Raw genomic sequence first — 22,213 nt, 5'->3', positions numbered from 1 at the left:
AGCCCCGGTTTCGGGGAGGGGCGGGGAGGGGGACAGCCCGCCGCAGGCGGCAAGAACGGGTCGTGGTGTGCGATGCCGCATTATGGGGGTGTTGATCGCCCCCTTCGCCGGAGTCCGTTCTGAGTACCGCCGTCGCCGAGACCCTTGCTGTCGTCCTGCTCCTCGGCGTACTGGCCTTCGCGGTGGTGCGGCCCCGGGGGCTGCCGGAAGCGGTCGCCGCCGTGCCCGCCGCCGGGATCGTGGTGGTCATCGGGGCGGTCTCGGCCGACCGGGCCTGGGCGGAGGCCCGGGAGCTGCTGCCTGTGGTGGGCTTTCTGGCCGCCGTGCTGCTGCTGGCACGGATGTGCGCGGACGAGGGGCTTTTCGAGGCGGCGGGACAGGCCGTGGCGCGGGCCTGCGCGGGGCGTACGGACCGGCTCCTGGGCGGGGTGTTCGCCGTCGCGGCCACCGTCACCGCAGTGCTGAGCCTGGACGCCACCGTGGTGCTGCTCACCCCCGTGGTGTTCGCCACCGCGGCCCGGCTCGGGGCGCGCTCCCGGCCGCATGTGTACGCCTGCGCCCATCTGTCGAACTCGGCGTCCCTGCTGTTGCCGGTCTCCAACCTCACCAATCTGCTCGCCCTGCAGGCCGGAGGGGTCTCCTTCACCCGGTTCGCCGTGCTGATGGGGCCCGCCTGGCTGGTGACCATCGGCATCGAGTACCTGGTCTTCCGCCGCTTCTTCGCCGACGATCTGGCCGCAGGGACCAGCGAGCCCCCGCCCGCCGACTGGCCCCGGGTGCCGGTCTTCGCGGTGACCGTGCTGCTGCTGACCCTCGCCGGGTTCGTCGGGACCTCGCTGGCGGGCCTCGACCCCCAGTGGGCGGCCTGGGCGGGTGCGCTCGTGCTCACCGTAAGGGCGGTGCGGCGGCGCAGGGCGACCGTAAGGGAGGCGATCGGCGCGACCGGGCCGCTGTTCTGCCTGTTCGTACTGGCGCTCGGGGTGGTGGTCCAGGCCGTGCTGGAGGGCGGCCTCCAGGAGGCGCTGGGCCAGGTGCTGCCCTCCGGGGCGAGCCTGCCCGCGCTGCTCGGGATCGCGGCGGTCGCGGCGGTGCTGGCCAACCTGATCAACAACCTGCCCGCCGTGCTGGCGCTGCTGCCGATCGCCTCCGGGGGCGGCCCCGGGCCCGTGCTCGCCGTACTGATCGGCGTCAACCTGGGCCCCAACCTCACGTACGTCGGCTCCCTGGCCACTCTGCTGTGGCGGCGCATAGTCCATCACCATGAGCCGGAGACCGGCTCCGACCTGGGGGTGTTCACCCGCCTGGGGCTGCTGACCGCACCGGCGACCATCGTGGCCGCGACGGCGGCGATGTGGGCGATGCTGAGGGTCACCGGAAGTTGAGGGTCGTTGAAAGCCGACGGTCATCGAAAGCCGAGGGGCCGCCGTCGCGACGAACCGTCGCGGCGGCGGCCCCTTGGCCCGCTGTCAGGATTCGATCCAGTTGTGCGCCTGCGCGATCTCGATGACCCGCCTGCGCACCTGCTTGATCTGGTCGGCGGTCAGACTGCCGCCCACCTCGACCAGCGCCTCGGTGAGCTCCTGCCGGAACTCGCCGACCGACAGCACATCACACATGGTGTCGTCGCCGTCCGGACCCGCGGAGGGCCGTACGACGGGCGGCGCGGCACGCTCGACGACCCGCACCTCGGAGGCCTTGGGCCCCTTGTCGCCGTACTCGGGAACGAACCGCACCTTGGAACCGGGCTGGAACAGGTGCTTCTCGTCCAGCAGGTCATTGGCGTGCATGAAGACGTCCTCGCCACCGTCGTCCGGAGCGATGAAGCCGTAGCCGCGGAACTCGTCGAAACGCAGAATCTTGCCCGTGGTTGTCACCGTGCTTACCCCTACCCCTATACCTCTACCTCGATGATCTCGACCGCGATCGAGGATGCCCCGATCGTGGCGCTTGAGGGTGTCCCAACCATGACACCGAGAAGTCAGCGTACAGAAGAGGGCGGCGGCGCTGAAGGGCCGGGGGCGATCACGACGCGCACGCCCCGCCGCACGCCCCAGCGCTCCAACGCGCCCGCCTCCGCCTCCAGCACATGGCGGGACCGCAGCCGGGGCCGCCCGAGCCGCCCGGGGCGCAGGGTGTGGACGTCCAGGACGGTGAGCCGCCGGTCCAGATAGGCGACGTCGATGGCGAACCGCATCCGGAAGGTGTGCACCCCGCTCGCCGGGGTGAGCAGGAGCGCACCGGTCAGCCCGTCCCGGCCGAGCAGCCCGCGGGCGCGGGCGCGGTAGGAGGCGGCGATGGTGAGCGGAATCCCCTCCGCACGTCCCGCCCCGCCCGCCGCACGTCCCGCGCCGTCCTCCGCACGCCCCGCACCCCTCTCCGCGCAACCCCCCGCACGCCCCGCTCTGCCCTCCGCGCCCCCCGGGTCCTCCTTCGCGCCGTTCGGGCCGTCGCCCAACCCCCCGCCCGCGCCGCCCACCACGCGCAGCGTCCCCGTACCGTCCCGCCAGCGGCCCACGACCCGTACCCCCTCGCCCGTTGCTCCGCCCGTACTTCGCCCGTTCCGCGCCGTCCGCCCGTCCCGGCAGTGTTCCACCGGGCGGGCGCTTCCGTAGGCTCGGCCCGTGCAACCGCTGCTGATCGTGCTCGCCGCCGCGTACGGCGCGGCCGCCGGGCTGCTCGTACCGCGCCCGCTCTACCGGCTGGCCGTCGAGCCGGAGGAGCCCTGGCGCGGCGCCTGTCCGCGCGGGCACGCGCTCACCGGCCCGGCGCACGGCTGGCTGGGCCCCGCCCGCTGCGCGGGCTGCCAGGACGGCGAGCGGGACTACGGGACGGGCCCGCTGCTCGCCGCGGCGCTCTCCGCGCTGGTGTGCGCGGGCCTGGCGGCGGCCGTCGGCGCGCGCCCGGAGCTGGCCGTATGGCTGCTGCTTGTGCCCCTGGGGGTGCTGCTCACGGCCGTGGACCTGGCGGTCAACCGGCTGCCGGACGTCCTCACCCTGCCCATGGCGGGCGGGGCCGCGGCGCTGCTCGGCGCTGCGGCGCTGCTGCCGCACAGCGCCGGGTCCTGGCCGCGGGCGCTGCTGGGCGGCGCGGTGCTGGGCGGGGCGTATCTGGTGCTGTTCCTGATCAGCCCGAGCGGGATGGGGTTCGGCGACGTCAAGCTGGCGCTGACCCTCGGGGTGGCGCTCGGCTGGTACGGCTGGGACGTGCTCTTCGTGGGCGCCCTCGCCGGGCTGCTGCTCGGCTCCTGCTGCGCCGTGGTCCTGGTGCTGGCCCGGCGGGCCGGGCGGCGGACCGCGATGGCGTTCGGCCCGTTCATGATCCTCGGCGCGGGCGCCGGACTGGTGCTGGGGGCGCTCGGCGCCGGATGACATCGGCTGATATCGGCGCGCGGAGGATCGGTCCCGTCGAGATGCATGGACATCCCCTTACGAAGCGTTATGGTGGAAGCCCCCCCTCGGGCCGGTCCGTACTCCCCCCCACGGACCGGCCCGCTCTATTTCGGGCTTCTGGGGCTCAAAGGGACGGCACCCATCCCGCACAACCGACTACGAAGCGTGACCGTATGCGATCGTTCGGTCGTCCCGGTTAGCCAGTCCCCCCGCCCCGCAGTAGGGTGTCGGCCTTGGGGCGGACTGCCATGGCGAGCCATGTGAAGCACTGAGGGGCTGGAAGACGTGAAGTTGCGCGACCTGGTGTACGGGCTCTACGCACGCCGGGTGGAAGGCCGCCTCGATCACGCCCAGGTGCCCAAGCACATCGGTGTCATCCTCGACGGGAACCGCCGCTGGGCCCGCGCGGCCGGCGGCACCACCGAACAGGGCCATATGGCGGGCGCCAGCAAGATCCAGGAGCTGCTCGGCTGGTGCAACGAGACGGACGTCGAGGTCGTCACGCTCTGGCTGCTCTCCACCGACAACCTGGACCGCCCCGAGGGGGAGCTGGTACCGCTCCTGAGCATCATCGAGGGCGCCGTCCGCGATCTGGCCGCCGACGGCCGCTGGCGGGTGCACCACGTCGGCAACCGCGATCTGCTGCCCGCCAGGACCCAGACGGTCCTCAAGGAGGCCGAGCGGGACACCGAGCACAACGACGGAATACTGGTCAACGTGGCCGTCGGCTACGGCGGACGGCAGGAGATCGCCGACGCGGTGCGGTCGCTGTTGCTGGACCACTCCGCCAAGGGCACCTCCTTCGAGGAGCTTGCCGAGGTCGTCGATATCGACCTCATCTCCGAACACTTGTACACCCGTGGGCAGCCCGATCCGGACCTGGTGATCCGCACCAGCGGTGAGCAGCGGCTCTCGGGCTTCATGCTGTGGCAGAGTGCCCATTCGGAGTACTACTTCTGCGAAGTTTTCTGGCCCGCCTTCCGCAAGGTCGACTTCCTCCGCGCGCTGCGCGACTACGCCGCCCGTCACCGCAGGTACGGCAACTAGTTCCCGTTCGTAGCACAGCAGTTCACCGGCCCGGGGCCGGACGCCGGCCGGCGTCCGGCCCCGGGCCGTGTAGCACGCCGGTTTCACAACGTTCATATCCGCGCCGTCATATGCCGTTGCATGCCCCCGCACGTTCGAGGGAATATCCCTTCCAGGTCGACGCCCCGTCCCACCTGTCCAGTTGGGTGTCGAACTGCCAGCGGACGGCATCGGGCCGTTCGCCCGGGAGGCCCTTTGCACACGGACGACTGTGCGGATCGTGCGTATGACGCGGAGGGCCGGCGCTCGGCCCTCCCGGTAGGGCCTGAGCCCGGTCCGTTCCCCGTCTGCGGCGGGGAATACCTCACTCCCGCGACGCTGTCGCACCCCGACCTCTCCCGAGGGGGTTCGTCCACCCGTGGTGACCAGCAAGAAGCGCCGCGAGCACGACCGGCGCACCTATGTCCTCGACACCAGCGTCCTGCTGGCCGACCCCAATGCCATGGCCCGCTTCGACGAGCACGAAGTCGTGCTGCCGGTCGTGGTGGTCACGGAACTGGAGGCCAAGCGGCACCACCCGGAGCTCGGGTACTTCGCCCGGCAGGCGCTGCGCCTGCTGGACGAGTACCGCATCCGTCACGGCCGTCTGGACGCTCCGATCCCGATCGGCGATCTGGGCGGCACGCTGCGCGTCGAGCTCAACCACTCCGACCCGGGCATCCTCCCCGCCGCCTTTCTGAACCACGGCGGCAGGGTGGGGGACAACGACTCGCGGATCCTCGCGGTCGCCAGAAACCTGCAGGCCGAGGGGTATGACGTCACCGTCGTATCGAAGGACCTGCCACTGCGCATCAAGGCGTCCTCGGTGGGGCTGCTCGCCGAGGAGTACCGCGCGGAGCTGGCGATCACCGACTCGGGCTGGACCGGGATGGCGGAGCTCGCCGTCCCGGCCGAGCAGGTGGACGATCTGTTCGCCGCCGAGACCGCGTTCGTCCCCGAGGCGGCAGGACTGCCGGTGCACACCGGTCTGGTGCTGCAGTCCGAGCGGGGCAACGCGCTGGGCCGGGTCACCCCGGACGGTCAGGTGCGGCTGGTGCGCGGCGACCGGGAGGCGTTCGGCATCCACGGGCGCAGCGCGGAGCAGCGCATCGCGCTGGACCTGCTGCTCGATCCGGAGGTCGGCATCATCTCGATGGGCGGCCGGGCCGGTACGGGCAAGTCGGCGCTGGCGCTGTGCGCGGGGCTCGAGGCCGTGCTGGAGCGGCGTCAGCACCGCAAGGTGATGATCTTCCGCCCGCTGTACGCGGTGGGCGGCCAGGAGTTGGGCTATCTGCCCGGCACCGAGGCCGAGAAGATGAGCCCGTGGGCGCAGGCGGTCTTCGACACCCTGTCCGCGGTGACCAGCGCCGATGTGATCGAGGAGGTGGTGGGGCGCGGGATGCTGGAGGTGCTGCCGCTGACGCACATCCGCGGCCGCTCGCTGCATGACGCCTTCGTCATCGTCGACGAGGCCCAGTCGCTGGAGCGGAACGTGCTGCTGACCGTGTTGTCCCGGATCGGCGCCAACTCCCGGGTGGTGCTCACCCACGATGTGGCGCAGCGGGACAACCTCCGCGTCGGGCGGTACGACGGTGTGGTGGCGGTCGTCGAGAAGCTGAAGGGGCATCCGCTGTTCGCGCATGTCACCCTGACCCGGTCCGAGCGTTCGCCGATCGCGGCGCTGGTGACCGAAATGCTGGAGGACGGCCACATCTGAGCAGGTTGAGCCGTTTGCGACCAGAGGGCGCCGTGCGGAAAGGCCAACGAGCTTAGCCGCGCGGCGTCTTCGTGCGCGGGGATTTCCAGAAATCCCAGGGCGTAAACAGGATGTGAGCTTTCACACCTGGCGGGGAATTGCCTACGGGGCCCGGCGTCCGGCAGTGTGTGGGTTCTGTCAGGCCCCGCATACGGCACACCAGTACCCCCAGCGGTACCGAGCAGTAGCAGTAACAGAATTGAACAGCGTTCGCCGTATGCCGCCCGAGCACCTCGACGACCTCCCGCGGGAGGTCGTCACCGGGCCCGTGCCTCCCGTGACCAGCCAACCCCATCGCACCACCGGGGACGGAACAAGGGGAGGTCTGTGTCAGGGGCACGATTGCGCCGGCGAGGTCACCTAAGCGGGCGATGCTGGAAGGAAACCGAGTGAGCCGGATTTCGGTCCGGGGATTCGCAGTGGCTTCGGCCACCGCGGTCACCACTGTGGGCGCCGTCGTTGGCGTCGCCGCGGGCGGACAGCAGCAGGGCTCGTCCGACCCGATCGAGGCGACCGCCGCGGACTCGACGCTCCTTGCGGACATACCTGCTGGGCAGCAGGCCGTCGCGCAGACCGCATCCCTGACGCAGCAGGCGGACGTCCAGTCCACCGCGGCCGACGCGGAGGCGCGCAAGTCCGCAGAGGAAGCAGCCCGCAAGCAGGCGGCCAAGGACGCGAAGGTCAAGAAGGCCGCCGCGGACAAGGCAGCCGCCGAGAAGCTGGCCAAGGAGCGGGAGGCGAAGGAGAAGAAGGAGCTCGCGAGCCGTTCGGCCACGCGTGACCCCTCCAGCTTCCCCCAGCAGGCTTCGTACACCGTGGCCGAGGTCCAGGCGATGGCGCGGCAGATCGTGCCGAGCGGTCAGTTCCAGTGCTTCAGCAACATCGTGGACCACGAGTCCACCTGGAACTACCGGGCCAGCAACCCCTCGTCGGGTGCCTACGGTCTGGTGCAGGCGCTGCCGGCCGGCAAGATGGCCTCGGCGGGTGCCGACTGGCAGACCAATCCGGCCACCCAGATCAAATGGGGCCTGAACTACATGAACGAGCGCTACGGCAGCCCGTGTGACGCTTGGTCGTTCTGGCAGGCCAACGGCCACTACTGAGCCGGTTCCACCGGGTTCCGCCCGGTTGCGGCCCAGGAACGAACGCTTCACGAAACCCCCGGCTCAGGTCGGGGGTTTCGCACATCCTCAGCAGGTACCGTCTCCTTGACGGCCGAGGGGGAAACTGGGGGTAGGAAACGAGAGATGTCCAAATTGCCGCAGTGGGTCGGCAGGCTGGGAACCGGACTGACCCGGCTCGCCCACCGGCTCGAAACCCAACAGGCCGAGATGCGGGGGCGCGAGGGCGCGGAGGGCGCCGAAGGCGCCGAGGGCCGGATGGGCCCGGCCCCGGAGGGCCACGGGAGCCCAGAGCGCGCTGAGGGCCGTCCCGAGGGTCCGGAGAGCCCCGGGAGCCCACAGAGCTCCGGAAGCCCGGAGGGGCCCGGGGCCCCCGAGGGCGGCGCGGGGGAGGATGAGACCGCGCGGTCGGAGCAGCCGGCCAGCGTGCCCGCCCCGCCCGCCTACGCCCCCGCCGTCTCCGCCAGACCCGATCCGGTGGCCGCCGTGCCCTGGGGCGTCCGCGTGGCCGCCGAGGCGGCCTGGCGGCTGTTGGTGCTCGGCGGCACGGTATACGCGCTCATGAGGATCATCAGCTCCGTCGAGCTGGTGGTGCTGTCCTTCACCGTCGCGATCCTCATCACCGCGCTGCTGGAGCCCACCGTGACCCGGCTGCGCCGACGCGGTGTGCCGCGCGGGCTGGCCACCGCGCTCACCTTCATCGCCGGTTTCGTCATCATGGGCCTGGTCGTGTGGTTCGTGGTGTGGCAGGTCGTGGAGAACGTCGACGAGGTCTCGGGCGAGGTCCAGGCCGGTATCGACGATCTCCGGCGCTGGCTGCTGCACAGCCCGTTCCATGTGACCGAGAAGCAGATCAACCACGTGGCCAAGAGCCTGCGCGAGGCGGTCGGCGCCAACACCGAGCAGATCACCTCGGCGGGGCTGGAGGGCGTCACGGTCGTCGTCGAGGTGCTGACCGGCATCCTGCTGACGATGTTCTCCACCCTCTTCCTGCTGTACGACGGCCCGAAGATCTGGAACTGGACCCTCAAGCTGATCCCCGCCCAGGCCCGTGAGGGCGTGGCGGGCGCGGGTCCGCGCGCCTGGACGACGCTGACCGCCTATGTGCGCGGCACGGTGCTGGTGGCGCTGATCGACGCGATCTTCATCGGTGTGGGCCTGTTCTTCCTCGATGTCCCGATGGCCGTGCCACTGGCCGTCTTCATCTTCCTCTTCGCCTTCATCCCGCTGGTGGGTGCGGTGGTCTCCGGGGCGCTCGCGGTGGTCGTGGCGCTGGTCACCCAGGGCGTGTTCACGGGGGCGATGGTGCTGATCGTGGTGCTCGCCGTGCAGCAGATCGAGGGCCATGTGCTCCAGCCGTTCATCCTCGGCCGGGCGGTGCGGGTCCATCCGCTGGCCGTGGTGCTCTCGGTCGCGGCCGGTTCGCTGATCGGCGGCATCGGCGGCGCGGTGGTGGCCGTTCCGCTGGTGGCGGTCGCCAATACGGTGGTCGTCTACTTGCGCAGCTACAGCCAGGAGAACGCCCTGCGCGCCGTCCCGGGCCCGCACGGCGCCACCGCCTCCGATACGGCGCCCACCGCGAAGCCGGGCCTGCCGCCCGGGGAGGGCGGGACCCGATAGGGGCCGGTGGACGAACGCCGAAGGGCGCCCCACCGATCGGTGGGGCGCCCTTCGGCCATCGTGACCGGGGTCAGCCGCCCGCGGCCAGCACGCCCTCGGCGTCCAGAGTGGCGCCGACCGCCTGCAGCACAGCGGCGATCTTGAAGGCTTCCTGGATCGTCTCGCGGTCCACGCCCGCCTTGCGGAGCACCTGCTCATGCGAGTCGAGGCACATTCCGCAGCCGTTGATCGCGGATACGGCCAGCGACCACAGCTCGAAGTCGACCTTCTCCACGCCCGGGTTGCCGATGACGTTCATCCGCAGGCCCGCGCGCAGGTTGCCGTACTCCGGGTCGGACAGCAGATGCCGGGTCCGGTAGTAGACGTTGTTCATCGCCATGACGGCGGCCGCCGACTTGGCGGCGGTGTACGCCTCCGGCGAGAGGCTGGCCTTGGCCTCCGGCTCCAGCTCGGTCAGCACCCGCGCGGAACGCGAGGCGATCGCGCAGGCCAGCACGGTGCCCCACAGCTGCTGCGGCGGAAGCTCCGAATTGCCGATCACCGAACCGAGGTTCAGCTTGAGGTCCTTGGCGTAGTCCGGCAGCGCGGACTTCAGCTCATCGAGCGCCATGGTGAATCAGCTCACTCTCCGGCGAGGAGGGCCACCGGGTCCAGGGTGTCCTCGCCCTTGCTCCAGTTGCACGGGCACAGCTCGTCGGTCTGCAGGGCGTCCAGCACCCGCAGGACCTCCTTGGGGTTACGGCCCACGGAACCGGCCGTCACCATGGTGAACTGGATCTCGTTGTTCTGGTCCACGATGAACACGGCGCGCTGTGCGAAGCCGTCCTCGCCCTCGATGCCGAGGTCGCGCATCAGCTCGTGCTTGGAGTCGGCCAGCATCGGGAACGGCAGGTCGCGCAGGTCCGGGTGGTCCTTGCGCCAGGCGTGGTGGACGAACTCGGAGTCGCCGGAGAAGCCCAGGACCTGGGCGTCACGGTCGGCGAACTCGTCGTTCAGCTTGCCGAAGGCCGCGATCTCGGTCGGGCACACGAAGGTGAAGTCTTTCGGCCACGCAAAAACGATCTTCCACTTGCCCTCGTAGGTCTTGTGGTTGATCTGCTCGAACTCCTTGCCGCTCTCCAGCGACACGCAGGCGGTCAGGTCGTACTCGGGGAACTTGTCACCGACGGTGAGCACGCGTACTCCTTGCAGCTTTCGCATAGGAAAAGACCCGGTCATCCGGGTTTTCCTGGGTTGGACGGGTCCACCTTGGCACAGAGTGCATTGATCAGTGAAATAGCTACACTCGGTGGGGTTGATTGGAGGTGGTTATCAGTGGCCGCATCGCCGCCATCGCCGGGCACACCGCGCCAGCCGAGCCTTTCCCAGCTCAGGGCCTTTGTCGCGGTCGCGGAGCAGCTGCACTTCCGGGATGCCGCCGCCGCGATCGGAATGAGCCAGCCCGCGCTCTCGGGCGCCGTCGCCGCGCTTGAGGAGGCACTGGGTGTCCAGCTGCTCGAGCGTACGACGCGCAAGGTGCTGCTCAGTGCGGCGGGGGAGCGGCTGGCGGTCCGTGCACGCACCGTGCTCGAAGCGGTCGGGGAGCTGCTGGAGGAGGCCGAGGCGGCGCGGGCGCCGTTCACCGGAGTGCTGCGGCTCGGGGTGATCCCGACCGTGGCGCCGTATCTGCTGCCGACCGTGCTGCGGCTGGTGCACCAGCGCTACCCCCGGCTCGATCTCCAGGTGCACGAGGAACAGACCGCCTCGCTGCTGGAGGGGCTGGCCCACGGGCGGCTGGATCTGTTGCTGCTCGCGGTGCCGCTCGGCGCGCCCGGAGTGGTCGAAATGCCGCTGTTCGACGAGGACTTCGTGCTGGTCACCCCGCGGGACCACTGGCTGGGCGGACGCGATGACATCCCTCGCGAGGCGCTGAGGGAGCTGGATCTGCTGCTGCTCGACGAGGGCCACTGCCTGCGCGACCAGGCGCTGGACATCTGCCGCGAGGCGGGCCGCACCGCGGACACCCCGGTGACCACCACCGCCGCCGGGCTCTCCACCCTGGTGCAGCTGGTCGCGGGCGGGCTCGGGGTGACGCTGCTGCCGCGCACCGCGCTCCGGGTGGAGACCGCGCGCAATGACCAGCTGGCCACCGCCGACTTCGCCGACCCGGCGCCCGCCCGCCGGATCGCCCTGGTGATGCGGGCTGGGGCGGCGCGCACGGAGGAGTTCGAGGCGCTTGCCGAGGCCCTGCGGGCGGCGCTGCGGCCGCTGCCGGTACGGGTCGCCCGGGCCGCCTGAACAGGCCACGGGGGCCGTTCCCGAGGATGGGAACGGCCCCCGTGGGGATGGACCATTACTCCGTCCGCAGCCCCTCCGGCCGCATCATCCGCCACAGCGGCGGCAGGCTGACCAGGGTCACCAGCAGGATGACCCCGCCGCCGATGCCGGTCATGGTGGAGAGCCCGGACCAGTCCACGGCCAGTGGCTGGCCGACCATCTTCAGCAGCATCACGCCCAGCGCCAGCCCGCCCGCGATCGACAGCGCCAGTCCGAGCACCACCGGGACCGCGGTCTGCCACAGCACGGACCAGCTGAGGGTGGTGCGCCGGGTGCCGAAGGCGACCAGGACGGACAGCAGCCGCTTGCGCTCGCGGAGCTGTTCCAGCGTGGTCACGATCATGCTGGCCCCGATCAGCAGCAGGGTCGCGGTGGCGCCGATGAACAGGGCCTTGCGGATGGCCTGGAACTCATCCGACTGGGAGCTACTGGAGAGCCGCATGACATCCATCGCCGGGGAGAGCGCCACGCTGGCGTTGCGCACGTACTCGATGCCGTCCGGGACCTTCGGGTCCAGCCGGATCATGGCCGACGCATCGGGGTCCGGGAGGTTGGCGACGTCGAAGGCTGCGGGGGTGGCGAAGATGCCGGTGCGTTCGCCTCCGGCCGGGTCCTGCCGGGGCTTCACCTTCGTGGCCGTGGCGGGGATCGTCCACAGCTTCTTCTCTTTGAGGTTCGGTATGCCCTCTTCGTCGTAGGTGAGGTTGACCTGGGCGCCCGGTTTGGCGAAGCCCTCCCCTTCCCCGTAGTAGCTGGGCGAATCAACGAGGAAGACATCGCCGTTCGCACAGCTGGTGATGCGGACCACCTCGCGGAGCGTGGGGCAGTCGGCGACGGTGATGGCCTCTTCCCCGATCGATGACGGGTCCTCCTCGCTGGGGCGCACATCGGAGACGTAGTCCTCGGTGACCCCGAGCAGATCGCTTACGCCCTTCGTCGCGCGGTACCGCGCGAAGGCGTCACGGGCCTGGTCGCCGTCGCTCACCGGGACGTTCGCCATCAGCTGGGCGCGGTTCGGGTCCTGGCCGGTGTCCTCGCTGTCCTGGGCCTGCACGCTGGCGAAGAGCATCTGGAGCGCGAGGGCCCCGGCGACGGCGACCGTGATGCCGCTGACCGCGCGCGAGGCGGTGCCGCTGCTGAGCTGGAGCCGGCGGGTGGCGAGCTGCCAGGGCACCGAGCCCCTGCCGCCGAACCGCTCCACCACGGCCTCGACGACCCAGGGCAGCAGCGCGGTGGTGCCGATGAGCAGCAGGACGGCGCCGGCCGCGGCCTGGTACGCCTTCATATCGCCGCCGCCACCGGTGCCGGCCCCGAAGCCGCCCGCGAGCGGCAGCAGCAGGGCCAGGCCCAGCAGCGGCAGCAGCATCCGCCACCACAGACGCCGCCGCTTGGGCTTGGCGTTCCGGACCACGCCCAGCGGCTCGATGGCGATACCGCGCAGGGCGATCAGCGTGACCACGACGGCCAAGGCGGGCACGGCCGCCGCGATCACCAGGGCGAGCGGGGCGCTCGGCACGATGTCGGACGCGAAGAAGCTGATGCCCCAGACGTCGACGCCGCTGGCCAGCCCCCGCCCCAGCAGGAACAGCCCGGCGCCGACCGCCAGCCCGAGGAGCGAGCCGAACAGCGACTCCCCGGCGGCGATCCGCCGGGTCATATGGATGTCCGCGCCGACCAGCCGCAGCGCGGCCAGCCGCCGGTCCCTTCGCTCACCGCCGAAGCGGGCCGCGGTGGCGATGAAGATGAGCACCGGCAGCAGCAGCACCACACAGCCCACGATGATCAGCAGCAGCAGCGCGGGGTCCAGGGGCTCGTTCTTGCCCTTGTTCTCCAGGCCCCAGTGGTCCAGGTGCTGGCTGGAGTTGACGTGGCCGAACGCCTTCGGGGAGATCCCCGCGTAGTAGGTGAGTTCGGTCGGGCCGGACAGGCCGCCGTCGCCGATCACCCCGATGGTGCGGTACGGGAAGCGGTCCCTGAGCAGCTTCCCGTCGCCGGAGTCGAGCAGCTTCTTCAGCGCCGGGGACACCCACATCTCACCGGCGGCCGGTATCCGGTCGATGCCCGGGGGCAGGGGCGGGGTGCCCTTGCCGTCGGGGGCCATGACCGTGCCGTCGATGTCCCGGTCGTGATAGGTGGTGTCCGCGTCGGCGATCCGGAGCGTATCGGGGCCGGGCTTCACCTGGGTGTCCCCGAAGCTGAGCGTGGAGCGGGCGTCGCCCCGGTCATTGCGCTGCTGGTACATGTGGGGGACGGAGGAGGCCAGCAGCAACAGCGCCACCCCCAGGCCGACGCCCACCGCCGTCATGATCGTCCTGGCCCAGCTCTCCCGGCCGCCGGTGACCGCGAACCGGCCGCCCATGGCCAGATCGGCGGCCCAGCGGGCGACGGAGACGTGAGGGCGTGCCTCCTCCGCCGGGGCGCCCTGGCCGCTCATCGGGCCCCTGCCATATCGCGGGCCTTGCCGTCGCGTACGACGACCTCGCGGTCGGAGTAGGCGGCGACCCGGGCCTCGTGGGTGACCAGCACCACGGCGGTACGGGCCTCCCGCGCGGCCTCGGTCAGCAGCTCCATCACCCGTTCCCCGTTGAGCGAGTCCAGCGCGCCGGTCGGCTCGTCGGCGAACAGCACCCGCGGCCCGGTGACCAGCGACCGGGCGACGGCGACCCGCTGCCCCTGACCGCCGGAGACCTCACCGGGCCGCTTGTGCGCCACATCCGCCACCTCAAGCCGCTCCAGCCACGCCGACGCCCGGGCCTCGGCCTCCTTGCGCCTGGTGCCGTTCAGCCGCAGCGGAAGCGCCACGTTCTCCGCACAGCTCAACTCGGGGACGAGCTGGCCGAACTGGAAGACGAAGCCGAACTCGCCGCGGCGCAGACCGCTGCGCTCGGCGTCCGACAGGGCGGTCAGCTCGCGCCCGTTGTAGTGGACGGAGCCGGAGTCCGGCTTCACGATCCCGGCCAGGCAGTGGAGCAGGGTCGACTTGCCCGAGCCGGAGGGGCCCATGACGGCGACGACCTCACCGGGGTGGATGGAGAACTCCGCGCCGTCCAGGGCGGGGGTGTGACCGTACGTCTTGTGCAGGGACGCGGCGATCAGCAAGGAGCCTGCCGGGGTCATGAACGCACCGCCTTGGCGAGTTGGCCGAGGCGGGCGGCGGTCAGCTCCAGCCAGCGCAGATCGGCCTCGAGGTGGAAGAGGGCGTGATCGCAGATGAGTTGGTCGGTGAGGTCGCCGTCGCGCTTGCGCTGGGTCAGCTCGCGCATCAGCCGCAGATGCTCGGCGCGCTGGACGTCGAGGAGGTCCGCCGCGTCCCGCCCGGTGAGCAGGGCGATGACGACCTTGGTGTAGAGCACCGACTGGAGGTACGGCTCGGGCTTCTCGGGCTCGGTGAGCCAGCTCTCCACATCGGTGATGCCCGCGTCGGTGATGGCGTAGCGCTTGCGCTCCGGGCCACCGCCGTGCTCGATGCCGTCGACTTCCACCAGGCCGTTCTTGAGGAGCCTGGACATGGTCGAGTAGACCTGCCCGTAGTGCAGCGGGCGGTCGTGTCCAAATCTTTCGTCGAAGGCTCGCTTGAGGTCATAGCCGTGGCGCGGGCCGCCCTCGAGGAGTCCGAGCAGGGTGTGGCCAATTGACATGCTTATACTCTACACCATGCGTATACCCCGAGTTTATAGCTCCGCTGAGGTGTGTGTTGGCCCAGGTCAGAGAGGTGTGGAAGAGGTCAGGGCCGGTTCGGCTCGCGGCCGGTGCCTTGTGGGTCCTCGATGGGGTCCTCGCCCTCGGTGCTCACGGTGCCCTCGGCGGGCCGCCGCGGCGGGCGGCCCCGGCGCGGGATCGGGCGCGCCGCGCCGGGCAGCCGGCCCGCGTCCGCGAGCGCCCTGCGCAGCAGGAACTCGATCTGCGCGTTGGCGCTGCGCAGTTCGTCGTTGGCCCAGCGCGCGAGGGCGTCGTGGACGGCCGGGTCCAGCCGCAGCAGCATCTGCTTGCGCTGCCGCGGCTGCCGTGCCGTGCGCCCGCTCTCGTCCGTCACTGGTACAGCGAGCCGGTGTTCACCACGGGCTGCGGGGAGCGGTCCCCGCAGAGCACCACCATCAGATTGCTGACCATCGCGGCCTTGCGCTCCTCGTCCAGCGCCACGATCTCCTCCTCGGCGATCCGGGCCAGCGCCGCCTCCACCATGCCGACCGCGCCGTCCACGATCTGCCGACGGGCGGCCACCACCGCGCCCGCCTGCTGGCGCTGGAGCATCGCGGAGGCGATCTCCGGGGCGTAGGCGAGGTGGGTGAAGCGGGATTCGATGATGCGGACCCCGGCCGCCTCGACCCGGGCGTGCAGTTCGATCGCCAGCTTCTCGGTGATCTCCTCGGCGTTCCCGCGCAGCGAGAGGGCGTCCTCATCATGGGCGTCGTACGGGTACTCGATGGCGATGTGCCGCACGGCGGCCTCGGTCTGGGTGGCGACGAACTCCAGGAAGTCATCCACCTCGAACATCGCCTGGGCGGTGTCCTCGACCTTCCAGACGACGACCGCGGCGAGCTCGATCGGGTTGCCGTAGGCGTCGTTGACCTTGAGGACCGCGGTCTCGTGGTTGCGCACCCGGGTGGAGATCTTCTCCCGGCTGGTGAGCGGGTTCACCCAGCGCAGCCCGTCGGTGCGGATGGTGCCGCGGTAGCGGCCGAACAGCTGGACCACCCGGGCCTCACCGGGCGCGATGGTGTTGAGGCCGCACATGGTGAGGATCGCGGCGAGGATCACCACGATGCCGGAGACGATCAGCAGCGTGGACCAGGCGCCCTTGTGCTCGGAGGCGACGGCGGCGCCCGCGAGGATCAGCCCGACGCCGCCCGCGAGCCCGGCCAGGCCCCCGAGCAGGGCCAGCCCGCCGCTGACGTTGTGCGCGGGCCGCTCCCGGACCCTCGGCTCCGGGAGGGGCGGTATGTCGGCCTGGTCGGTGATGCCGTCGGTTGAAGTGGCGTCGGACATGTCGGGCTCCCCGTTTCCTTCGGTGGTGCGTACGGCAGACTCTAGCAAAGTGATAGCACATTATGCGTGGGTGGCAACCCTTGGCGTCCGTAAGCCGTCAGTTCCCTTGGGGCGGGTGCTCTTTGTCACCTTCGGAAAAAGCTAGATCGATGGGCATTTGAGGGTTGTTGCGGTGTTAGTTTCATGAGCTGGCCTGGGGGGCCTACGGACTGGAGCGGCGGGAGCGATGGGTAGAGCGGAAGAGCGACGCGCGCGGCAGAAGAGCGCTCGCAGGGCCAAGCGGGCGGCGAAGGCGGGGGGCATACGCCGGTTCTTCACCTGGAAGTGGCTGCTCGGCTATCTCCTGGGGCTCTGTGCGCTGTTCATCGGGGGGTTCTTCATCCTCTATCTGCTGGTGGAGGTTCCTCCGGCCAACGCCGCGGCCAAGGCCGAGGCCAATGTCTACAAGTACAGCGACGGCACGATCATGGCGAAGGAGGGCAAGGTCAACCGCGAGTCGGTGCCCCTGTCCAAGATCCCCAAGGAGGTGCAGCACACCTTCGTCGCCGCCGAGAACAAGGACTTCTACAGCGACTCCGGCGTCTCGTTCACCGGCACCGCCCGCGGTCTCGTCAACACCGCACTGGGCCGGGGCAAGCAGGGTGGTTCGACCATCACCCAGCAGTACGTCAAGAACTACTACCTGAACCAGGAACAGACCGTCAGCCGCAAGCTGAAGGAGCTGGTGATCTCGCTCAAGGTCGACCAGCAGAAGTCCAAGGACTACATCCTCCAGGGCTACGTCAACACCAGCTACTACGGCCGCGGCGCCTACGGCATCCAGGCCGCCGCCCGCGCGTACTACAACAAGGACGTCGAGGACCTCAGCGTCGAACAGGGCGCCTATCTCGCCTCGGTGCTCCAGGCGCCCAGCCAGTACGACTGGTCGGCCGCGGGCCCCAACGGCAAGCGGCTGGTGAAGGCCCGCTGGAACTACGTCCTCAACAACATGGTCGAGAAGGGCTGGCTGCCCAAGGGCGAGCGCGAGGGCCTGAAGTTCCCCATTCCCATCGAGCCCCGCCCCATCCCGGGCCTCGACGGCCAGACGGGCTATTTCATCGAGGCCGCGAAGAAGGAGCTCTACAAGGCCGGGGTGAACGAGAACGAGTTCGAGGCCGGCGGCTGGACAGTCACCCTGAACATCGACAAGAAGAAGCAGAAGGCGCTGGAGACGGCGGTCCGCAGCCAGTTGACCGACAAGCTGGACCCGAAGAAGCGCAAGGTGGACGGCAACGCACAGGTGGGCGCGGTCTCGGTAAACCCCAAGTCCGGCGGCATCGTGGCGATGTACGGCGGCGCCGGCGCGACCAAGCACTACATCAACAACGCCACCCGCTCTGACTACCAGCCCGCCTCCACCTTCAAGCCGCTGATCCTGGCCGCGGGGCTGGAGAACGGCTCCACCGCCCAGGACAGCACCCCGATCACGGCGAGCACCATCTACGACGGCACCAGCAGACGCCCCGTCAAGGGCAGTGACACCGCCTTCGCTCCGCCGAACGAGGACAACAAGTCCTACGGCCCCATCTCCGTCCAGAAGGCCATGAACAACTCAGTCAACTCCGTCTTCGCGCAGATGGCGGTGGACGTGGGCCTGGACAAGGTGAAGAACACCGCCATCGACCTCGGCATGAACGAGGACGCGGGCGGCTTCGACGTGCGCCCCGCGATGTCGCTGGGCGTGATGGGCGCCAGCCCGCGTGACATGGCCGGGGTCTACTCGACCCTCGACAACCACGGCAAGAAGGTCACCCCGGCGATCGTGAAGTCCGCCGAAAAGGGCGATGAGCGGTCCCAGCTGCCCGATCCGACCAACGGCCAGGCGATCAGCCGTGGCGCCGCCGACTCCGTCACCTCCGTGCTCACCGGAGTGGTCGACGACGGCACCGGCCAGGCGGTACGGCAGCAGGGCCAGGCGGTCGCGGGCAAGACCGGCACCTCGGACGACAACAAGTCGGCCTGGTTCTCCGGCTACACCCCCGATCTGGTCACCTCGGTCGGCATGTTCGGCGAGCAGAAGGGCGTCGGCAAGCAGGTCTCGCTCAAGGGCACCGCGGGCGGCGGCCGCGTCAACGGCGGTGACTATCCGGCCAAGATCTGGGCCGCGTACACCCAGGCCGCGCTGAACGGCCAGAAAGCCTCGAAGTTCGACCTGGACACCGACATGGGCGCGGCGGTCAAGCCGCCCCCGTCGCCGAGCTCGAGCGACACCTCGGAGTCGCCGTCCTCCAGCCCGTCGGCGACCGAGTCCACCAGTGAGTCGCCCTCGTCGTCCCCGTCGTCGAGTGAGTCCGCGAGCGAGTCGCCGTCCGCCTCGTCGTCGGCGTCGCCCCCGGACGGCGGCGACACCCCGAGCCCGCCCGGCCCGTCGAGTTCGGCGTCGGACGACGGCGGCGGCTTCCTCCGCAGGGACCAGGAGTGACGGCCGGTGCGGGCGCGCCAGGGGGCGCGCCCGCACCGGACTGGGGCCGGGCGGCTCAGGACGGCATCGCGAGCTCGAACCAGACGACCTTGCCCGTGGACAGCCGGGTCGCGCCCCAGCGCCGCGCCATCCGGTTCACCAGATACAGCCCGCGCCCGCCCTCGTCGGATGGCCGGGCCTGGCGCAGCCGGGGCAGCTGCGGGACATCGTCGCCGACCTCGCAGCGCAGCACGTCCGTGCGCAGCAGCCGCAGGGTGATGGGCCGCTCCGCGTAGCGCACCGCATTGGTCACCACCTCGCTGACCAGCAGCTCCACCGCGTCCGTCAGATCGTCCAGATCCCAGCGGGCCAGCGCCCGGCGGGCCAGCCGGCGCGCCTGCCCGGCGGTCTGCGCCTTGGGGTCAAGGAACCAGTACGCGACATCGCTGGGCGCGATGCCCTCGAAGCGGGCCGCGAGCAGCGCCACGTCGTCGTCGCGGTCGCCGGGGCCGAGCATGTCCAGCACCTCGTCGCACAGCGGCTCGAGCGGCGGCGGGTTGGGGCCGGTGAGCCGGGCGGTGGCGGTCAGCCGCTCCCGCAGCTGCTCGATCCCGGTCCACACATCGCGCATCCGCGACTCGACGAGACCGTCGGTGTAGAGCATCAGGGTGGCCCCGGCGGGCGCGTCCAGCTCGACCGCCTCGAAGTCGACACCGCCGACCCCGATCGGCGCCCCCGGCGGCACCCGCAGCACCTCGGCGCGGCCGCCCCGGTGCAGCAGCAGGGGCGGCGGATGGCCCGCGTTGGCCACCACGATGCGGTGCGCGACGGGGTCGTAGACCGCGTACAGACAGGTGGCCATGCGGTCGGTGCCCAGCCGCTGGGCCTGCTCGTCCAGGTGGTGCAGCACCTCCTGAGGCGGCAGGTCGAGCCCGGCGAGGGTCTGTGCGGTGGTGCGCAGCTGGCCCATGATCGCGGCGGAGGTCATCGAATGGCCCATCACATCGCCGACCACCAGCGCCACCCGGTTGCCCGGCAGCGGGATCGCGTCGTACCAGTCGCCGCCGACCCGCGCGGTCTCGGCCGCGGGCAGATAGCGGCTGGCCAGCCGGACGCCGGTGGGCTGGGGCAGCGAGTCGGGCAGCATGGTGCGCTGGAGCTCGTCCGCGATGTACACCTCGCGCCCGTACAGCACCGCCTTGTCGACGCCGAGCGCGGTGTGGGTGGCCAGCTGGGCCGCCACCAGCAGATCGTCCGGTTCGAACGGCGGCCGGTCCGGGCGGCGTACGAAGACGGCCGCGCCGATCACCCGGCGGCGGCCGCGCAGCGGCGCCAGTACGGTGCGCTGACCGGTCGCCACCGAGGGCCCCTCGCCGAGCAGTTCCGGCAGCGCGGCGCGGGCGGCCTGGGAGTCGCCGAACACCGGCCGCACCCCGCGCAACACCTCGGCCAGCGGGCCGCCCGCCTCCACCTCGCACAGTTCGGCGGCCGGGCCGCCGCCCACGGCGGGCGAGAGGTCCGGCTGGGAGGGCAGCAGCGGCAGCCGCCCGCTGTCGGTGTCCGGGTCCAGCGGGATCCGGTCGGTGCGGCGCAGCCGCAGCACCACCGGGCCGACCGGGCGCTCATCGCCGACCGGCAGCGGATCGCGCAGATAGACCAGGATCGCGTCGGCGAAGGTGGGCACGGTGGCCCGGCACAGGCCAAGCACGATCTCGTCCAGGTCGATGCCCCGGGCGATCCGGCGCGTCGCGGCCCCCACGAAGCGCAGCCGGTCGCCGCCCCGGTCCCGCGCCGTGGCCGCCTCGGCGGCGGCGGTGCCGCCCGCGGGCGGCACCGTGGGCACCCCGCCCTCCGGCGTACCGTAGCCGACCTCACCGGCCGTGGCCGCAGCCGTACGGGCCTCCCCGGCCCCGCCCGCACCGCGGGCCCCGCCCGTCCCGGCTGCTGTGTGGGCGTCACCGGATCCGGCTGCCCTATGGGTGTCACCGGACCCTGCCGCCGCGTGGGTGTCACCGGACCCTGCCGCCGCGTGGGTGTCACCGGACCCTGCCGCCGTGTGGGTGTCGCCTGGCCCAGCCGTCCCATGGGTCTCGCCGGGGTCGGCCGCCGCGGGGGCCCCGACGGGGCGCTCCGGGTGTTCGCCCGCGCCGGGGCCCCGGGGCCTCGCTTTCCGGCCGCGGCCGTCGGCCTGGGCGGCCGGGGGCTGCCCGCCCGCGCCGGTGCCGCCGTTCGTACCCGGTCGGCGCGACGCGCCTCTCGCGGCATTGCGATCCGCGTCCCACACTGGCTCGCCCTCCGGTGTGCCGTGCTCCGGCTGCGCCGGGTGCTCGCTCTCCGCCGTGGTCCGGCGCTCCCTGGCTCCGCCACCGCGCGCCGCGGCGGCGCTCCCCCGTCCGTCCGCCCGGTCCGCGCCGCCCCTGCCGCGGCCACGGCGCGCGGGTCCCGTACGCTCGGCGCCCTCGCCGCGCTCGGGGGCGGCGCCGCGCCCTCTGGCGCGGGGCGCGGGCTCCCCGGCCGGACCCGGGGGCCCGTCGTGGGCGGCAGGGCCCGCGGGGCCGTCCGCGGGCCGGGCCGGACGCGAGCGGCCGTCGCCCGGCTCCTGGCCGGGGGCAGCCGTCTGCCGCACGGCGGTCCGCGGGTCCGGGACCGCGCCGTGCGCGTCGTCGGGCGCGGGCGCGCCCGGGGCGGCGGCAGAGGTGGTCGGCTGCCGCCTGTTGTGGGAGGTGGGGTGCTCCGTCACGCGTGGGTTTCCATCCGTCCGGGGCCGTGCGCCCGCCCGTCGTGGGCGCACCGAGTGTCAGGCACGTCGTCGGCAGTTCAGATAGAGCTGGATCTCGGGTGGTACGTCCGTGCTGGCCGGGGCGTACGCGTGCGAGTCCTCCCCGGCGATCTCGAAGCCCGCATCGCGGACGACCTGGCGCAGCTCGTCCCGCAGATATCCGGATACCCGGACCGAGTTGCCGAGGAACGGAATGGGGAAGTCGTCGATGTCCGACTCCACCATGCCGAGCCCCAGCAGCCCCCCGGGTCTGAGCGTCGCGTGCAGGGTCCGCAGTGCGTACGGGATCTCCGGGCGGGGCAGCAGCAGCAGCGTGAAGTACGCCGTGATGCCGTCGAAGGGGCCGAGCTCCCGGGGGCCACCCGGGCCGTACCGGCCGCCCACCCGCAGATCGACGATGTCCACATGGTGGAAGGTGGCCTCCGGAACGTTGTCCCGGGCCAGCTTGAGCATCCCCGGGGAGATATCGATCCCGACCACCTCGTGCCCGGCGTCGACCAGCTGACGGGCCGTGGGCCGCCCCGTACCGCAGCCGACGTCGAGCACCCGGGAGCCGGGCGGAAGCGTCTCGGCCAGCCAGCGGCCGGCGCCGATCTGGCCCTCCTTGTGCGGAAAGGCGTCGTCGTAGCGGTCGCCGATGTGGTCGAAGGCCTCCGCCTGACCGCTGCGGTCCAGTGCGAGGCGGTCGAAGTCCTCGTAGCCCTCGTAACCGTCCTCGTGCCCGTCCTCACCGCTCACCAC

Annotated in this window: 19 protein-coding genes; 8 read left to right on the top strand and 11 right to left on the bottom strand. The window is 71.4% G+C overall.

Annotated elements, in window-relative coordinates:
* Positions 1 to 119: 119 nt before the first annotated feature.
* Positions 120 to 1,382, top strand: a complete 1,263-nt coding sequence (locus VT50_RS24145; protein ID WP_046085506.1) for an SLC13 family permease — start codon at positions 120 to 122, stop codon at positions 1,380 to 1,382.
* Positions 1,383 to 1,466: 84 nt separating this feature from the next.
* Here the strand turns inward: VT50_RS24145 and VT50_RS24140 are convergent, their stop codons facing one another.
* Together VT50_RS24140 and VT50_RS41440 are read right to left on the bottom strand one after the other, a co-directional pair.
* A complete protein-coding gene (locus tag VT50_RS24140; RefSeq protein WP_046085507.1) occupies positions 1,467 to 1,874 on the bottom strand; it encodes a cold-shock protein in 408 nt (135 codons plus the stop codon).
* A 104-nt stretch (positions 1,875 to 1,978) separates the two neighbouring features.
* The gene (locus VT50_RS41440; RefSeq protein WP_420822218.1) at positions 1,979 to 2,515 is read right to left on the bottom strand and encodes a DUF192 domain-containing protein; all 537 of its coding nucleotides are present in this window, start codon (positions 2,513 to 2,515) and stop codon (positions 1,979 to 1,981) included.
* A 106-nt stretch (positions 2,516 to 2,621) separates the two neighbouring features.
* On the opposite strand from VT50_RS41440, the gene VT50_RS24130 reads away from it, so the two are divergent.
* The 5 genes from VT50_RS24130 (at position 2,622) to VT50_RS24110 (ending at position 8,951) form a co-directional block, all read left to right on the top strand.
* Positions 2,622 to 3,368 (top strand): prepilin peptidase, encoded by a 747-nt coding sequence (locus VT50_RS24130; RefSeq protein ID WP_046085508.1) that lies wholly within the window; start codon positions 2,622 to 2,624, stop codon positions 3,366 to 3,368.
* 306 nt (positions 3,369 to 3,674) lie between these two features.
* Positions 3,675 to 4,436: an isoprenyl transferase gene (locus VT50_RS24125; RefSeq protein ID WP_046085509.1), complete on the top strand. Its 762-nt coding sequence runs from the start codon at positions 3,675 to 3,677 to the stop codon at positions 4,434 to 4,436.
* A gap of 397 nt (positions 4,437 to 4,833) precedes the next feature.
* Positions 4,834 to 6,171: a PhoH family protein gene (locus VT50_RS24120; protein WP_046085510.1), complete on the top strand. Its 1,338-nt coding sequence runs from the start codon at positions 4,834 to 4,836 to the stop codon at positions 6,169 to 6,171.
* A 428-nt stretch (positions 6,172 to 6,599) separates the two neighbouring features.
* The gene (locus tag VT50_RS24115) at positions 6,600 to 7,313 is read left to right on the top strand and encodes a lytic transglycosylase domain-containing protein (RefSeq protein WP_046085511.1); all 714 of its coding nucleotides are present in this window, start codon (positions 6,600 to 6,602) and stop codon (positions 7,311 to 7,313) included.
* A 144-nt stretch (positions 7,314 to 7,457) separates the two neighbouring features.
* Positions 7,458 to 8,951, top strand: coding sequence for an AI-2E family transporter (locus VT50_RS24110; protein ID WP_046085512.1), 1,494 nt, complete (start codon positions 7,458 to 7,460; stop codon positions 8,949 to 8,951).
* Positions 8,952 to 9,021: 70 nt separating this feature from the next.
* Here VT50_RS24110 and VT50_RS24105 read toward each other — a convergent pair whose 3' ends face one another.
* Both VT50_RS24105 and VT50_RS24100 read right to left on the bottom strand, forming a co-directional pair.
* Complete coding sequence (locus tag VT50_RS24105) at positions 9,022 to 9,561, bottom strand: alkyl hydroperoxide reductase (RefSeq protein ID WP_046085513.1); 540 nt, start codon at positions 9,559 to 9,561, stop codon at positions 9,022 to 9,024.
* Between the two features lie 11 nt (positions 9,562 to 9,572).
* Complete coding sequence (locus VT50_RS24100) at positions 9,573 to 10,127, bottom strand: peroxiredoxin (protein ID WP_046085514.1); 555 nt, start codon at positions 10,125 to 10,127, stop codon at positions 9,573 to 9,575.
* Positions 10,128 to 10,265: 138 nt separating this feature from the next.
* Here VT50_RS24100 and VT50_RS24095 point away from each other — a divergent pair, with 138 nt between their 5' ends.
* Positions 10,266 to 11,228 carry a hydrogen peroxide-inducible genes activator gene (locus VT50_RS24095; protein WP_046085515.1) on the top strand — a complete coding sequence of 321 codons (963 nt, stop codon included), beginning with the start codon at positions 10,266 to 10,268 and terminating at the stop codon, positions 11,226 to 11,228.
* Between the two features lie 55 nt (positions 11,229 to 11,283).
* Here VT50_RS24095 and VT50_RS24090 read toward each other — a convergent pair whose 3' ends face one another.
* The 5 genes from VT50_RS24090 to VT50_RS24070 all read right to left on the bottom strand — a co-directional run bounded on the left by VT50_RS24090 (position 11,284) and on the right by VT50_RS24070 (position 16,253).
* Complete coding sequence (locus VT50_RS24090) at positions 11,284 to 13,701, bottom strand: ABC transporter permease (protein WP_046085516.1); 2,418 nt, start codon at positions 13,699 to 13,701, stop codon at positions 11,284 to 11,286.
* Positions 13,698 to 14,384, bottom strand: a complete 687-nt coding sequence (locus VT50_RS24085; protein WP_046085517.1) for an ABC transporter ATP-binding protein — start codon at positions 14,382 to 14,384, stop codon at positions 13,698 to 13,700. The genes VT50_RS24090 and VT50_RS24085 overlap by 4 nt, the downstream gene beginning before the upstream one ends.
* On the bottom strand, positions 14,381 to 14,905 hold the full coding sequence (locus VT50_RS24080) for a PadR family transcriptional regulator (RefSeq protein WP_046085518.1): 525 nt from the start codon (positions 14,903 to 14,905) through the stop codon (positions 14,381 to 14,383). Before VT50_RS24080 ends, VT50_RS24085 begins: the two co-directional genes overlap by 4 nt.
* 86 nt (positions 14,906 to 14,991) lie before the next feature.
* Positions 14,992 to 15,249 carry a type II toxin-antitoxin system antitoxin gene (locus VT50_RS24075; RefSeq protein ID WP_420822220.1) on the bottom strand — a complete coding sequence of 86 codons (258 nt, stop codon included), beginning with the start codon at positions 15,247 to 15,249 and terminating at the stop codon, positions 14,992 to 14,994.
* Between the two features lie 47 nt (positions 15,250 to 15,296).
* Positions 15,297 to 16,253: an SPFH domain-containing protein gene (locus tag VT50_RS24070; RefSeq protein WP_046085520.1), complete on the bottom strand. Its 957-nt coding sequence runs from the start codon at positions 16,251 to 16,253 to the stop codon at positions 15,297 to 15,299.
* 226 nt (positions 16,254 to 16,479) lie between these two features.
* Here VT50_RS24070 and VT50_RS24065 point away from each other — a divergent pair, with 226 nt between their 5' ends.
* Positions 16,480 to 18,714, top strand: coding sequence for a transglycosylase domain-containing protein (locus VT50_RS24065; RefSeq protein WP_046085521.1), 2,235 nt, complete (start codon positions 16,480 to 16,482; stop codon positions 18,712 to 18,714).
* A gap of 55 nt (positions 18,715 to 18,769) precedes the next feature.
* Here the strand turns inward: VT50_RS24065 and VT50_RS24060 are convergent, their stop codons facing one another.
* Together VT50_RS24060 and VT50_RS24055 are read right to left on the bottom strand one after the other, a co-directional pair.
* Complete coding sequence (locus VT50_RS24060) at positions 18,770 to 20,977, bottom strand: SpoIIE family protein phosphatase (protein ID WP_420822219.1); 2,208 nt, start codon at positions 20,975 to 20,977, stop codon at positions 18,770 to 18,772.
* 513 nt (positions 20,978 to 21,490) lie between these two features.
* On the bottom strand, positions 21,491 to 22,210 hold the full coding sequence (locus VT50_RS24055) for a class I SAM-dependent methyltransferase (RefSeq protein WP_046085531.1): 720 nt from the start codon (positions 22,208 to 22,210) through the stop codon (positions 21,491 to 21,493).
* Positions 22,211 to 22,213: the final 3 nt, after the last annotated feature.

The sequence above is a fragment of the Streptomyces antioxidans genome (genome assembly GCF_000968685.2).
In the GTDB taxonomy this organism is placed as follows: Bacteria; Actinomycetota; Actinomycetes; order Streptomycetales; family Streptomycetaceae; genus Streptomyces; species Streptomyces antioxidans.
Note: the sequence above shows the minus strand (reverse complement) of the source record. Positions and strands in the feature narration are given on the sequence as shown.